A 13,784-nucleotide genomic window follows, 5' to 3' on the forward strand; every position below is an offset into this window, starting at 1 on the left:
AACAGAAGCTTCCCAAATGCTGATTTGCGGCAGCTTTCCTGCATGCTGAATGTGGCGCCGCACGCGACATTTAGCGAACGAGCATTTTTGAATATCTTTTTCCAAATAAATTAATCTTTCGCATCGATTTTGCTTTCCGATCTGAAAGAGTATTTACGGAATTGTTATCGCCAGAAAATTTTTCTCCAAAAAAATTGAACTCCTGCAGTTTCCTACTCTCAAAGGTTCGCTTTCACTTTTTTGAGAAGGAAACTCCCTAATGAAAAACATAGTCAACTTTGCTTCGAATGCCCGTGTCAACGCAATCCTCTGCTGCAGCGCCGCTGTCCTGCTGACCGCCATTGGCGGCAACGCCTACGCCGCTGACAAGGTCACGGCATCCGAAGCGACTGTTGCCGCGGCGACGAGCTCGGTCGACCAGGTCACCGAACTCTATCGTACCCTGCTCGGTCGCGAGCCGGACACCGCCGGCCTCGCCTACTGGGTGGGCCTCGTCAACAATGGCCTGCCGCTGGACAGCGTGCGCGTGGCCCTGATGAGCACCGAGGAATACACCAACCGCACGGTGTCCGCGGCCACCGCCTCGTCCTACCATCTGTATGTGGCCACCACCGGTTCGGACTCGAACCCGGGCACCCAGGCGCGTCCGTTCAAGACCATCAACAAGGCCGCCTCGGTCGCCAAGGCGAGCACCACCGTGCACGTGGCGCCGGGCACCTATAACGGCAACGTCTCAACCAAGCTCAGCGGCACCTCGACCGGCCTGATCCGCTTCGTGTCGGATACCAAGTGGGGCGCCAAGATCGTCGGCAGCGGCAGCGAAGTCATGTGGCTGAACAACGGCAGCTACGTCGAGATCAACGGTTTCGACATCAGCGGTCCGGGCCGCCTGGGCATCCAGAACATGGGCTCGAACACCCTGGTGACCAACAACCGCGTCCACCACATCACCGTGTCGGGCGGTTGCACGGGCTCCGGCGGCGCCGGCATCGTCAACGCCAGCTACACCAGCTCGGCCGGCGACATCATCGGCAACGTGGTGCACGACATCGGCAAGCCGGGCGGCTGCAACGGCGTTCAGGGGATCTACTCGTCCAACAAGGGCAGCAAGATCATGAACAACATCGTCTACCGCGCCTCGGCCTACGGCATCCACCTGTGGCACGCCGCGACCGACTCGACCATCGCCAACAACACCGTGTTCGCCAACGGTTCGAGCGGCATGGGCGGCGGCATCGTCACCGGCGTGGGCGACAAGCCGGGCAACATCCAGCTGAAGAACACGATGGTCGTCAACAACATCGTGTACAAGAACCCGCGCCAGGGCATTTCGCAGTACTGCTACTCGGGCCAGAGCTGCATCGGTTCGGGCAACGTCACCGCGAACAACCTGGTCTACGGCAACGGCTCGGCGATCTCGCTGCGCGTCGGCAGCGCGACCGGCACCATCAGCGCCGATCCGAAGTTCGTCAGCTACAACCCGACCGGCACCGGCGACTATCGCCTGCAGAGCAGCTCGCCGGCCGTGAACAAGGGCACCAAGAACTACGCCCCGACGGACGATATCGTCAATGCGCTGCGTCCGAAAGGCGGCGCATGGGATATCGGCGCCTACGAGAACTACTAATCTAGGCCAAGCGGAGCCGTTCCGGCCCCGCCGCATCCTGCACAGCCCCACGATGGTCAGCCAATCGTGGGGCTTTTTTATTTGCCTTCAGCATTGCGATTCGACTTGGGGTTTCAAATATGAAACAGCCTTTATAGAACAATTATTCTCAAATAATTTTTTTTCAAATCAATTAAATGTTCTTTAACTTTTATAATTCACTCGGGAAATATCTTTTATGGAATTATTACCACAGGAAAAATTTTCTGCAAAAACATTGAACTAATGCAGTTTCCTGCTCTCAAAGTTTCGCTTTCACTTTTTTGAGAAGGAAATACCCTGATGAAAAACGTAGTCAACTTTGCTTCGAATGCCCGCGTTAATGCCCTCCTCTGCTGCAGCGCCGCCGTCCTGCTGACCGCTATCGGCGGCAACGCCTACGCCGCTGACAACGCCACGGCATCCGAAGCGACTGTTGCCGCGGCGACGAGCTCGGTCGACCAGGTCACCGAACTCTATCGCACCCTGCTCGGCCGCGAGCCGGACACCGCCGGCCTCGCCTATTGGGTTGGTCTCGTCAACAACGGCCTGCCGCTGGATACCGTGCGCGTCGCCCTGATGAGCAGCCAGGAATACCAGAACCGCACCGCATCGACGGCCGATACCTCGTCCTACCACCTGTACGTGGCCACCACCGGTTCGGACTCGAACCCGGGTACCAAGGCACGTCCGTTCAAGACCATCAACAAGGCGGCCTCGGTCGCCAAGGCGAGCACCACCGTGCACGTGGCGCCGGGCACCTATAACGGCAACGTCACCACCAAGCTCAGCGGCACCTCGACCGCCCGCATCCGCTTCGTGTCCGATACCAAGTGGGGCGCCAAGATCGTCGGCAGCGGCACCGAAGTCATGTGGCTGAACAACGGCAGCTACGTCGAGATCAACGGTTTCGACATCAGCGGTCCGGGCCGCCTGGGCATCCAGAACATGGGCTCGAACACCCTGGTGACCAACAACCGCGTCCACCACATCACCGTGTCGGGCGGTTGCACGGGCTCCGGCGGCGCCGGCATCGTCAACGCCAGCTACACCAGCTCGGCCGGCGACATCATCGGCAACGTGGTGCACGACATCGGCAAGCCGGGCGGCTGCAACGGCGTTCAGGGGATCTACTCGTCCAACAAGGGCAGCAAGATCATGAACAACATCGTCTACCGCGCCTCGGCCTACGGCATCCACCTGTGGCACGCCGCGACCGACTCGACCATCGCCAACAACACCGTGTTCGCCAACGGTTCGAGCGGCATGGGCGGCGGCATCGTCACCGGCGTGGGCGACAAGCCGGGCAACATCCAGCTGAAGAACACGAAGGTCATCAACAACATCGTGTACAAGAACCCGCGCCAGGGCATTTCGCAGTACTGCTACTCGGGCCAGAGCTGCATCGGTTCGGGCAACGTCACCGCGAACAACCTGGTCTACGGCAACGGCTCGGCGATCTCGCTGCGCGTCGGCAGCGCGACCGGCACCATCAACGCCGATCCGAAGTTCGTCAGCTACAACCCGACCGGGACCGGCGACTATCGCCTGCAGAGCAGCTCGCCGGCCGTGAACAAGGGCACCAAGGCGTCCGCCCCGACGGTCGACATCGTCAACGCGCTGCGTCCGAAAGGCGGCGCATGGGATATCGGCGCCTACGAGAACTACTGATCTCGAAGGCCTGGCGGAGCCGAACAGCTCCGCCATATCCTGCACAGCCCCACGATGGCCAGTCCATCGTGGGGCTTTATCGTTCAGGTCCCGCCTGCCTCGTCGTCGAGACTGCGCAGGAAGGCGAGCTTCTCGGCGATCTTCGATTCCACCCCGCGCGGCACCGGACGGTACCAGCCCGGTTCGCGTATTCCCTCCGGCAGGTAGGTCTCGCCCGCCGCATAGGCATGCGGCTCGTCGTGGGCATAGCGGTAGGCGTGGCCGTAACCGAGTTCCTTCATCAACTTCGTCGGCGCGTTGCGCAGGTGGACCGGGACCTCGCGCGACTTGTCCTTCTTGACGAAGGCCATCGCTTCGTTGAAGGCGTTGTAGCCGGCATTGCTCTTGGCGGCGATCGCCAGGTAGATCACGGCCTGGCCGAGGGCCAGCTCGCCTTCGGGCGAACCGAGGCGCTCATAGGTCGTGGCGGCGTCGTTGGCGATCTGCAGCGCGCGCGGGTCGGCCAGGCCGATGTCTTCCCAGGCCATGCGCACGATGCGGCGCGACAGGTACTTGGCGTCGGCGCCGCCGTCCAGCATGCGGCACAGCCAGTACAGGGCCGCGTCCGGGTGCGAGCCGCGCACCGACTTGTGCAGGGCCGAGATCTGGTCGTAGAAGTTGTCGCCGCCCTTGTCGAAGCGGCGCGCATTCAGCGTCAGCGCGTTCTCGACGAACTCCGCGGTGATGCGGGTGACACCGGCCGTCTCGGCCGAGGTCTTGGTCTGCTCCAGCAGGTTGAGGAAGCGGCGCGCATCGCCGTCGGCATAGCCGACCAGGGTGTCGACCGCGACCTCGTCGAAGCTCAGGTGCTGCAGCACGCGCTCCTGGGCGCGCTTGAGAAGCTGGCGCATCTCCTCGTCACTCAGGGCCTTGAGCACGTAGACCTGCGAGCGCGACAGTAGCGCCGAGTTGACCTCGAACGATGGGTTCTCGGTGGTGGCGCCGATCAGGGTCACCAGGCCCGACTCCACGAAGGGCAGCAAGGCGTCCTGCTGCGACTTGTTGAAGCGGTGGATCTCGTCGATGAACAGGATGGTGTGCTTGCCCTGCTGCAGGTAGTGCTCGGCCTGTTCGACCGCGGCGCGGATATCCTTCACGCCCGAGAGCACCGCCGACAGCGCGATGAACTCGCAGTCGAAGGCGTAGGCGGTCAGGCGCGCCAGCGTGGTCTTGCCCACGCCGGGCGGGCCCCACAGGATCATCGAGTGCGGCTTGCCTGACTTGAACACCAGGTTCAGCGGCTTGCCCGGGCCGAGCAGGTGGCTCTGGCCGATGACTTCGTCGATGGTGCGCGGCCGCAGGGCTTCGGCCAGCGGCGGCGAGGGTTCGGTCTTGAAGAGGTCATCCATGATGCGCTCCCGGGACGCTCGAGGGACATGCGAAATGTTGCAGAGTGTTGTGCATGTGTCTAGTGTAGCCGATGCACGCGGCACAGGCAGTCTGCACGAGCCGGCCCAGCCCTATAATTCCCCGTTTCCACGCCGGAGCCGCCCCATGACACATCCCGCGCCCGTCCTCATGATCCAGGACGTCTGGTCCAGGTGGACCAAGGCCTCGCGCGCCGCCGCCGATGCCGGGACGCGGCTGGCCGTGCCGCGCGTGCACCGCCTGCCCATCCTGAGCGGCGAGGCCACGATCCGCCATGAGGTGGCGGTGCTGGAAGAGCATGGTTTCGAAGCGCGCCACCTGGTGCGCCGCATGGACGATCCGGCCTGGGCCCACGACCGTCCTGCCCGCCCGGACAATTTGAAGGCCTGGCGCGTGGGCGAGGGATTTGCCGTGTCCCTGTTCCGGCCGTGGGACAGCATGCTGACCACCAGGTGGCCGGGCTGGCTGGCTTCGCCCCTGTTCGAGGGCGGGCTGGGCGACGCGGTCCGGATCGACTGGAACGCGCGCTTTCGCGCCTCGGTCTCCGGTTCGAACCGTTCCTATTTTTATGAGGAACACACGGTCTGGGTGACCCTGCAGGCCGCGCCGACGGATTCCAGTTTCCTGGCGCTCGCACCGAGCAAGCACATCGACCTGCGCACCACGATCTACTGAATCAAGGCTTGCCGACGTAGAGCACGATCTTGCCGACCGCCCTGCCGCTTTCGCTCAGCGCATGGGCTTGCGCGATGTCTTCCAGCGCGAACTCGGCGCCGACGATCGGCCGCAGGCGGCCGCCGTCGACCATCCCGGCCAGCTTGTCGAGCACCGGCGCATTCGGACCGATGAAGACGAAGCCGCCGCGCACGCCCATCGCGGCCGCCCTGGCCTCGTCCGGCGGACTGATGATCGATACCTGGATGCCGCCCGGCTTCAAGAGCGACCACGAGGCTTCCTGCACCTCGCCGCCGATGGTGTCGAACACGGCGTCCACCGGCTCGACCGCATCCAGCAGCGTCGTTGTCGTGTAGTCGACGAACTGGTCGACGCCGAGCGACTCCACCAGCGCGCGGTTGCGGCCGGATGCGGTGGCGACGACGGTGGCCCCGGCCGCCTTCACCAGCTGGATCGCCAGCGAACCGACGCCGCCCGAGCCGGCGTGGACCAGCACGCGCTGCCCGGCACGGACCCGGGCGGTGTCCATCATCGCCTCCCAGGCGGTGATCCCGGCCAACGGCAATGAAGCTGCTTCGACGTGCGAGATGGTACGCGGCTTGCGCGCGCATTCGCCGGCGCGGATCGCGACGAACTCGGCGTAGGTGCCGTTGCGCGCCAGGTCGGGCCGCGAGTAGACCGCATCACCGACCTGCCACTGCGTGACCTGGCTGCCCACCGCCGCCACCACGCCGGAGACGTCCCAGCCGAGGGTCAGCGGCATCTGGTGCGGCATCATCTGGGCCAGGTAGCCGGCGCGGACCTTCCAGTCGACCGGGTTGATGGATGCGGCGACGACCCGCACCAGCACCTCATCCGGAGCGATGTCGGGGACGGGAATCTCGTCGAGGGAGAGGACCTCGCGTCCTCCGTACTGATGGATGCGTACTGCCTTCATGGGCGCTCCTTTGGCCTGCCGTTGGTCGTGAAGACCGATTGTACGGAAGGCGGCGGGGCGGAGCGCCCGGCAGCGCGATTTACTGGTTGACGACGTCGGCGCCCTTCGGCACGTCGAACTTGAACTGCTGGGCGCCCAGCGCCGGGTTGCGCTGGAAGTTGGTGAACTTCAGCAGCGAGACCTGGCCGAACTGGTCCTTCAGCTCCATCGCCACCGGCACGCCGCCCTTCAGGCCGATGCCGATCTGCTCGAAGGTGGTGTCCTTGGTCTTCGGCACCGCGGTCAGCCATTCGGCGCCGTCACGCTCGCCGGCCTCCGACAGGGTGAAGTTCTTTTCCAGGTCATTGCTGCCGAACAGGATGGCGGCCGGCGACGAACCCAGGGCGTTGCCCAGCTTGCGGGTGCTGACCTGATTCAGGTCCTTGTCGTAGATGTAGAGCGTTTCGCCGTCGGCCTGCAGCAGCTGTTCGTAGGGCTTCTGGTAGGTCCAGATGAACTTGCCGGGACGGGCGAACACAAACGTGCCGCTCGAGATCGGGGCGGCCTTGCCGCTCTTGGACTTGGTCAGCTGCTGCTGGGTGAATTCGCCCTTGGCGGACTTGGTGGTGGCGACGAAGCTCTTGAACTGGTCGAGGGCGGCGGCGCCGGCGTTGGCCGACAGGGCGAACGCGGTCGTTGCGATGAGTGCTGCGAAACGGGTGGTCGTGAATTTCATATGGATTCCTCTTGTTGTGGTCCGCCGCCCATCGTTGACCGCGTGGGCGGGAGGACCCGCCCACCCTACAACAGCGGATAGGCGCGGTTATTCGGCGGTCGTCGCCGGCACGAGGATGTCGCGGTTGCCGTTCGACTGCATCGGCGACACCAGGCCGCTCTGTTCCATTTGCTCGATCAGGCGGGCCGCGCGGTTGTAGCCGATGCGCAGGTGGCGCTGGACCAGCGAGATCGAGGCCTTGCGGTTCTTGAGCACCACCGCCACAGCCTGGTCGTAGAGCGCGTCGGATTCGCCGCCGCCCTCGCCCGCCGGGATGCCCTCGGCATTGCCCTCTTCCAGCGTGCCGCCTTCGAGAATGCCTTCAATATAGTTCGGTTCACCGAGCGACTGGAGATGTTTTACAACTCGATGCACTTCGTCGTCCGACACGAAGGCGCCGTGCACGCGGATCGGCAGGCCGGTCCCCGGCGGCATGTACAGCATGTCGCCCATGCCCAGCAGCGTTTCCGCGCCCATCTGGTCGAGAATGGTGCGCGAGTCGATCTTCGACGAGACCTGGAAGGCGATGCGGGTCGGGATGTTCGCCTTGATCAGGCCGGTGATCACGTCGACCGACGGACGCTGGGTGGCCAGAATCAGGTGGATGCCGGCCGCACGCGCCTTCTGGGCGATACGGGCGATCAGTTCTTCCACCTTCTTACCCACGACCATCATCAGGTCGGCCAGTTCGTCGATGATGATGACGATGGTCGGCAACTTCTCGAGCGGCTCGGGATTGTCCGGCATGATCGAGAACGGATTCGGGATGTGCTCCTCGCGCTTGGCCGCCTCCACAATCTTGCCGTTGTAGCCGGCCAGGTTACGCACGCCCAGCTTCGACATCAATTTGTAGCGGCGCTCCATCTCGTTCACCGCCCAGTTCAGGGCGTGGCCGGCCTGGCGCATGTCGGTCACGACCGGCGCCAGCAGGTGCGGGATGCCTTCGTACACCGACATCTCCAGCATCTTCGGGTCGATCAGGATCAGGCGCACATCAAGCGGGTCGGATTTGTAGAGCAAGGACAGGATGGTCGCGTTGATGCCCACCGATTTACCCGAACCGGTGGTACCCGCCACCAGGAGGTGCGGCATCTTGGCCAGGTCGGCGCAGACTGGTTTACCGGCGATGTCCTTGCCCAGGGCGACCGTCAGGCTTGATGCGCTGTCGCCATAGACCTTGGAACCGACGATCTCCGACAGGCGCACGATCTGGCGCTTCGGGTTCGGCAGCTCGAGCGCCATGTAGTTCTTGCCCGGGATGGTCTCGACCACGCGGATCGAGGTCAGCGAGAGCGAACGCGCCAGGTCGCGCGCCAGGTTGACGATCTGGCTGCCCTTCACGCCGGTGGCCGGCTCGATCTCGTAGCGGGTGACCACCGGGCCCGGATAGGCGGCCACGACCTTCGCTTCGACGCCGAAGTCGGACAGCTTCTTCTCGATCAGGCGGCTGGTGAATTCCAGGGTCTCGACCGCCACCGTCTCTTGCGCCGGCGGGGCTTCGTCCAGCAGCGCCAGCGGCGGCAGGCCGCCGTCGCCCGCCAGCTCGTGGAACAGCGGCGTCTGCATTTCCTTCTGGGCGCGCTCGGACTTCGGCACGCTGGTCATCTGCGGCTCGATCTTGATGGTCGAGGCCGCGCTGGCCACCGGCGACGGGGCCGCCGGCGGCATGGCGAGCGAGGACGGCGTCGACGGCGGCAGGATCTGGGGCACCTGAGCGGGCTCGGCGCGCGGCTCCAGCGCCGGCTCGGCCTTGACGATCGGCGGCGGGGCCGGATGCTTTTCGGTGTACTTCTGGCGCTCGTTGACCACCAGCTCGTCGCGCTTGACGGCGGCGGCTTCGCCCTGCTTGCGGTCTTCGTGGTCTTCCATGCGCATGCGGAACCAGTCGATCGTGTTCTCGACCGACTCGCCGATGCGCTCGGCCACGGCCAGCCAGGACACCTGGAAGAACAGCGAGAAGCCCAGGCCGAACAGCAGCAGGAGCAGCAGGGTCGCGCCAGTGAAGCCGAAGGCGACGTGGGCCGAATGGCCGATCAGCTGGCCCAGCACCCCGCCGGCGGCGCGCGGCAGCTCGACGTTCCAGGTCCACAGGCGCAGGTACTCCAGGCCCAGGCTGCCGGCCAGCATGATGGCGAAGCCGGTCCAGCGCACGTACATCTCGCCGGCATGCAGCGGTTCGTCACTCACCGGGGCCAGCTTGTCGGTCAGGCGCCGCCAGCCCTTCCAGACGCCGCGCAGGAAGATCACGCCCCACCACCAGGCCGAGAAACCGAAGATGAACAGCAGCAGGTCGGACAGCCAGGCCCCGGCCTTGCCGCCCAGGTTGGCGATCCTGGGGACGGAGTTGGCGTGCGACCAGCCCGGATCGCCCTTGTTATAGCTTAATAAAATAAGCACGAAATACAGGAAGGCGACGGCCATGGCGATCCAGCGCGCTTCCGACAGGAGGCGCGACAGCCGGCCAGGCAGGGGCTGGCGGGCGCGTGTGGATTGCGCAGTGCGGGTGTATCCAGAAGTGCTGGCTTGGCTGTTCTTGCTCATTGCTTGTACTACGAAAGTGACATGGAAAGCGAAACAGAAGTGTTCGCTATCGACAATCCGCCCATTCTAAGCCATATACGGCTGGGCTGGCCTACGATTCATGCTCGTGTGCATCATCGTCTATAATCTTGTGTTGCAAACCGAGCCTTGATCTTTCTAAAGGCCGCCCCCAGTTTCCGCTTGTTCATCTCTTATTGAAGCCTCCCATGACTACTACCAAACACGCCAAAGTCCTGATTCTCGGTTCCGGTCCTGCCGGCTACAGCGCCGCGGTGTACGCCGCGCGCGCCAACCTGAGCCCGATGCTGGTCACCGGCGTCGAACAGGGCGGCCAGCTGATGACCACGACCGACGTCGAGAACTGGCCGGGCGACCCGCTGGGCGTGCAGGGTCCGGAGCTGATGCAGCGCCTGCTGCAGCATGCGGAGCGCTTCAACACCGAGATCGTGTTCGACCACATCCACACCACCTTCCTGAACGAGAAGCCGATCCGCCTGGTCGGCGACAGCAACGAATACACCTGCGACGCGCTGATCATCGCCACCGGCGCCTCGGCCCAGTACCTCGGCCTGCCGTCGGAACAGGCGTTCATGGGCAGGGGCGTGTCGGCCTGCGCCACCTGCGACGGTTTCTTCTATCGCAACCAGGAAGTCGCGGTGATCGGCGGCGGCAATACCGCGGTCGAGGAAGCCCTGTACCTGGCCGGCATCGCCTCCAAGGTCACCTTGATCCACCGCCGCGACAAGTTCCGCGCCGAACCGATCCTGGTCGATCGCCTGATGCACAAGGTCCAGGAAGGCAAGATCGTGCTCGAACTGAACCACACCCTGGATGAGGTACTGGGCGACAACAGCGGCGTGACCGGCCTGCGCATCAAGTCCACCGAGACCGGCGCAGCCAAGGACATCGCCGTGCACGGCCTGTTCGTGGCGATCGGCCACAAGCCGAACACCGGCATCTTCGAAGGCCAGCTGGACATGCAGAACGGCTACATCAAGACCCGCTCCGGTACCGAGGGCATGGCGACCGCCACCAGCGTGCCGGGCGTGTTCGCCGCCGGCGACGTGCAGGACCACGTGTACCGCCAGGCGATCACCAGCTCGGGCACCGGCTGCATGGCCGCGCTCGACGCGCAGCGTTATCTCGAAGCGCTTGAAGACGATCCTAAATAAGCAAGTAGCGGTACGATGGCGGGCATGAAGGATTTTTCCGAGTTAAAGGGCTTGCGCGACAAGCTCAAGGAAGACGAGCGCCTGCGCGCCATCGAGAAGGCCGAGCGCGAGAAGCGCGAGCGGATCGCGAAGGAACGCGCCGTGGAATTCCGCGGCGCGATGGAAGGCGTGACCAAGATTCCCGAATCGGACCGCTATGTATACCGTCCGGTGTACGTGGCCTCCGACCGCGCCTTCAAGGACCGCAGCCCGCTCACCGAGGAAGAGGAAATCGAAGCGGTGCTGCGCGAGTCGCTGTCCGACGAATTCGACGTCGACGGCCTGCTCGACGAAGACCCGTCGCTGAGCTACGCCCAACCGGGCGTCGGGCCGGACGTCGTGAAAAAGCTGCGCAAGCGCCACTGGCCCGTGCAGGACGAGCTCGACCTGCATGGCCTGAACCGCGACGGGGCACGCGACGCCCTCACCGACTTCCTCCACCGCGCCAACCGCCGCGGCGTGCGTTGCGTGCGCATCGTCCATGGCATCGGCTACGGCTCGCCGCAGGGCCAGCCGGTCCTGCGCGGGATCGTGCACAGCTGGCTGGTGCAAAAAAGCGAGGTGGTGGCCTTCTGCGTTGCAGGTAAGAAAGATGGCGGACACGGGGCCCTGATCGTCCTGCTGCGCCCCGCCTTGCTCGAGTGAGCGGCCGCACGGAATGCAACATGGACACAACAATAGAATGTGTCCTTGTATGTATTACCTGTAAAATGCGCTCACGGACATTTGACGAATTTGACGAGAAGGGAATGGTGGCGAATTGAAGGGTACTTCCGTGATTCCCATGGAGCACGGCCGCCAGGTCGACCTGCTGAACTGCGCCGACGAGCCGATCCACATCCCCGGCTCGATCCAGCCTCACGGCGCCCTCCTGTTCTTCACTGCCGACGGCGCGCTGGAAGGCTGGAGCGCCAACGCCCCTGCCCTGCTCGGCCTCGCGCCCGAACTCGGCGCCCCCTATGCCTCGCTCGACCTGCCGCCCGCCGCGCTGGAACTGCTGGTCGAGTACATCGGACCGGGCGAGCCTGAAGTCACTCCCTCGATGGTCCCGGTCAGTATCGGCGGCGCCGACTTCGATTGCGTCGTACATGCCGCCCTCGGGCGGGTGACGGCCGAATTCGAACAGCGCGAATCGAGCGCCGACGAAGTGGCCCTGTTCGCGGTGAAGGCGCATGCCTCGATCGACCGCCTGCGCCGCCAGAAGACCATCGAAGGCCTGCTGTCCATCGCGGTGGAGCAGATCCGCGAGATCACCGGATTCGACCGCGTGATGGCCTACCGCTTCCGCCCGGACGACAGCGGCGACGTGGTGGCCGAAGCCCGGCGCGAGGATATCGTGCCCTACCTCGGCCAGCGCTACCCGGCCTCGGACATCCCGGCCCAGGCACGCCGCCTGTATGTGCTGAACACGCTGCGTTCGATCATCGACGTCAACGACACCATGGTGCCGCTGCTGGGCGCGCCGGATGCGCTGCCGCTCGACATGAGCCATGCCGTGCTGCGCAGCGTCTCGCCGATCCACATCGAGTACCTGAAGAACATGGGCGTCGGCGCGTCGATGAGCGTGTCGATCGTCATCAACAACCGGCTGTGGGGGCTGATCGCCTGCCACCACATGTCGCGCAAGCTCGTGCCCTATTCGATCCGCATGGCCTGCGACGTGCTGGCCCAGGTGATGGCCTCGACCATCCACAGCATCGAGTCGCGTCTGGAAACCGGGTTGATCGAGCGCGCGGCCTCGACCCGCACCAAGCTGGTCGAAGACCTGCTGCTGGAAGACGATCCGCTCGAGACCTTCGGCCGCTTCGCCGACGCCATCCTGGAGGCGACCCTGGCGCAGGCCCAGCTCACCAGCTACTACCACAAGGTGCAGGTGCGCGGCGATGTGCCGCACGAACTGGCCGAGGCCATCGTCGCCTCGCTGCCCGAGGGCGCGCACGATTTGGTGGTGCGCGAAAAGCTGGACGACTGGCCGGAAGCGATCCGCGAGCGGCTCGGCAAATGGGTCGGCCTGCTGGCCCTGCCCTTCGATCCGGCCGCGAACGGCTGGAACGTGGTGCTGCGGGTCGAGCAGATCGAGCAGGTCGCCTGGGGTGGGCGTCCGGAGAAGACCACGGCCTTCGGCCCGCTCGGCGAGCGCCTGACGCCGCGCGGCTCGTTCGACGCCTGGTACCAGACGGTGCGCGGCCATGCGCATCCGTGGGAATCGACCGTCCTGTCCAATTCGCGCCTGACCCTGGCCGAACTGGTGCGCGTGATGACCGCGCGCCGCGCCCAAACCGAAGCGACGCGCGCCCAGCTGCTGGCCATGCTCGGCCACGACCTTCGCGACCCGCTCCATTCGATCAACATGGCCGGCATGGTGCTCGAGAAGGGCAACAGCCAGCCGACCCTGGGCAAGCGCATCCAGTCCTCCACCAGCCGCATGCAGCGCATGATCACGCAAGTGCTGGACATGAGCCGCATCGACGGCGGCCTGGGCCTGGGCGTGGCGCTCGAGCCGGTCAACCTGACGGCCCTGGTGGAAGACCTGATCGACGAAGCGCGCCTGGCCTACCCAACCATCCCCTTCCAGCTGGCCTGCGACGAGCAGGCGATGGTCAATGCCGACAGCGGAAGGATGGGACAGGTGCTGTCCAACCTGCTGAGCAATGCGCGCCACCATGGCGAGGTGGGCAAGCCGGTGCGCGTCTGCGTCAGGGTCGACGGCAAGGAGGCGGTGGTCGACGTCAGCAATGCGGGCGCCCCGATCCCGCCGGAACTGGTGGCGACCTTGTTCAACCCCTTCAAGCGCGCCTCGCTGAACAACCCGCGCAACCGCACGGGCATGGGGCTGGGACTGTACATCGCGCAGCAGATCGTACGCGAGCACCATGGCGACATCGCCTACCGCTACGATGGGAACGAAGTGGTCTTCTCGGTGCGTTTACCGCTTCTGTAGGG

Annotated in this window: 10 protein-coding genes; 6 read left to right on the forward strand and 4 right to left on the reverse strand. The window is 64.6% G+C overall.

Annotated elements, in window-relative coordinates; all coding sequences use genetic code 11:
- Positions 1 to 259 precede the first annotated feature (259 nt).
- Together ACK6C6_RS14060 and ACK6C6_RS14065 are read left to right on the forward strand one after the other, a co-directional pair.
- Positions 260 to 1,627 carry a choice-of-anchor Q domain-containing protein gene (locus ACK6C6_RS14060; RefSeq protein ID WP_409267805.1) on the forward strand — a complete coding sequence of 456 codons (1,368 nt, stop codon included), beginning with the start codon at positions 260 to 262 and terminating at the stop codon, positions 1,625 to 1,627.
- A 321-nt stretch (positions 1,628 to 1,948) separates the two neighbouring features.
- Complete coding sequence (locus ACK6C6_RS14065; RefSeq protein WP_409267806.1) at positions 1,949 to 3,316, forward strand: choice-of-anchor Q domain-containing protein; 1,368 nt, start codon at positions 1,949 to 1,951, stop codon at positions 3,314 to 3,316.
- Positions 3,317 to 3,399: 83 nt separating this feature from the next.
- Here ACK6C6_RS14065 and ACK6C6_RS14070 read toward each other — a convergent pair whose 3' ends face one another.
- On the reverse strand, positions 3,400 to 4,704 hold the full coding sequence (locus ACK6C6_RS14070; protein ID WP_209588527.1) for a replication-associated recombination protein A: 1,305 nt from the start codon (positions 4,702 to 4,704) through the stop codon (positions 3,400 to 3,402).
- 145 nt (positions 4,705 to 4,849) lie between these two features.
- Between ACK6C6_RS14070 and ACK6C6_RS14075 the strand changes: the two genes are divergently transcribed.
- On the forward strand, positions 4,850 to 5,398 hold the full coding sequence (locus ACK6C6_RS14075) for a hypothetical protein (RefSeq protein ID WP_409267807.1): 549 nt from the start codon (positions 4,850 to 4,852) through the stop codon (positions 5,396 to 5,398).
- A 1-nt stretch (position 5,399) separates the two neighbouring features.
- Here the strand turns inward: ACK6C6_RS14075 and ACK6C6_RS14080 are convergent, their stop codons facing one another.
- The 3 genes from ACK6C6_RS14080 to ACK6C6_RS14090 form a co-directional block, all read right to left on the reverse strand.
- Positions 5,400 to 6,335 carry an NADP-dependent oxidoreductase gene (locus tag ACK6C6_RS14080; RefSeq protein WP_409267808.1) on the reverse strand — a complete coding sequence of 312 codons (936 nt, stop codon included), beginning with the start codon at positions 6,333 to 6,335 and terminating at the stop codon, positions 5,400 to 5,402.
- Between the two features lie 79 nt (positions 6,336 to 6,414).
- Complete coding sequence (gene lolA, locus ACK6C6_RS14085; RefSeq protein WP_409267809.1) at positions 6,415 to 7,050, reverse strand: outer membrane lipoprotein chaperone LolA; 636 nt, start codon at positions 7,048 to 7,050, stop codon at positions 6,415 to 6,417.
- A gap of 87 nt (positions 7,051 to 7,137) precedes the next feature.
- The gene (locus ACK6C6_RS14090) at positions 7,138 to 9,630 is read right to left on the reverse strand and encodes a DNA translocase FtsK (protein WP_409267810.1); all 2,493 of its coding nucleotides are present in this window, start codon (positions 9,628 to 9,630) and stop codon (positions 7,138 to 7,140) included.
- Between the two features lie 206 nt (positions 9,631 to 9,836).
- Here ACK6C6_RS14090 and trxB point away from each other — a divergent pair, with 206 nt between their 5' ends.
- The 3 genes from trxB (at position 9,837) to ACK6C6_RS14105 (ending at position 13,782) form a co-directional block, all read left to right on the forward strand.
- Complete coding sequence (gene trxB / locus ACK6C6_RS14095) at positions 9,837 to 10,802, forward strand: thioredoxin-disulfide reductase (protein WP_209588532.1); 966 nt, start codon at positions 9,837 to 9,839, stop codon at positions 10,800 to 10,802.
- A 15-nt stretch (positions 10,803 to 10,817) separates the two neighbouring features.
- Complete coding sequence (locus tag ACK6C6_RS14100) at positions 10,818 to 11,486, forward strand: Smr/MutS family protein (protein ID WP_209588533.1); 669 nt, start codon at positions 10,818 to 10,820, stop codon at positions 11,484 to 11,486.
- A gap of 139 nt (positions 11,487 to 11,625) precedes the next feature.
- A complete protein-coding gene (locus tag ACK6C6_RS14105) occupies positions 11,626 to 13,782 on the forward strand; it encodes an ATP-binding protein (RefSeq protein ID WP_409268286.1) in 2,157 nt (718 codons plus the stop codon).
- Positions 13,783 to 13,784 lie beyond the last annotated feature (2 nt).

Source organism: Massilia sp. BHUDP2, from assembly GCF_046236355.1.
Lineage (GTDB): Bacteria > Pseudomonadota > Gammaproteobacteria > Burkholderiales > Burkholderiaceae_D > Telluria > Telluria varians.

Coding starts and splice junctions, on each gene's coding strand:
- ACK6C6_RS14060 (WP_409267805.1), top strand. CDS start 260: ATGAAAAACATAGTCAACTTTGCTTCGAATGCCCGTGTCAACGCAATC.
- ACK6C6_RS14065 (WP_409267806.1), top strand. CDS start 1,949: ATGAAAAACGTAGTCAACTTTGCTTCGAATGCCCGCGTTAATGCCCTC.
- ACK6C6_RS14070 (WP_209588527.1), bottom strand. CDS start 4,704: ATGGATGACCTCTTCAAGACCGAACCCTCGCCGCCGCTGGCCGAAGCC.
- ACK6C6_RS14075 (WP_409267807.1), top strand. CDS start 4,850: ATGACACATCCCGCGCCCGTCCTCATGATCCAGGACGTCTGGTCCAGG.
- ACK6C6_RS14080 (WP_409267808.1), bottom strand. CDS start 6,335: ATGAAGGCAGTACGCATCCATCAGTACGGAGGACGCGAGGTCCTCTCC.
- lolA (WP_409267809.1), bottom strand. CDS start 7,050: ATGAAATTCACGACCACCCGTTTCGCAGCACTCATCGCAACGACCGCG.
- ACK6C6_RS14090 (WP_409267810.1), bottom strand. CDS start 9,630: ATGAGCAAGAACAGCCAAGCCAGCACTTCTGGATACACCCGCACTGCG.
- trxB (WP_209588532.1), top strand. CDS start 9,837: ATGACTACTACCAAACACGCCAAAGTCCTGATTCTCGGTTCCGGTCCT.
- ACK6C6_RS14100 (WP_209588533.1), top strand. CDS start 10,818: ATGGCGGGCATGAAGGATTTTTCCGAGTTAAAGGGCTTGCGCGACAAG.
- ACK6C6_RS14105 (WP_409268286.1), top strand. CDS start 11,626: ATGGAGCACGGCCGCCAGGTCGACCTGCTGAACTGCGCCGACGAGCCG.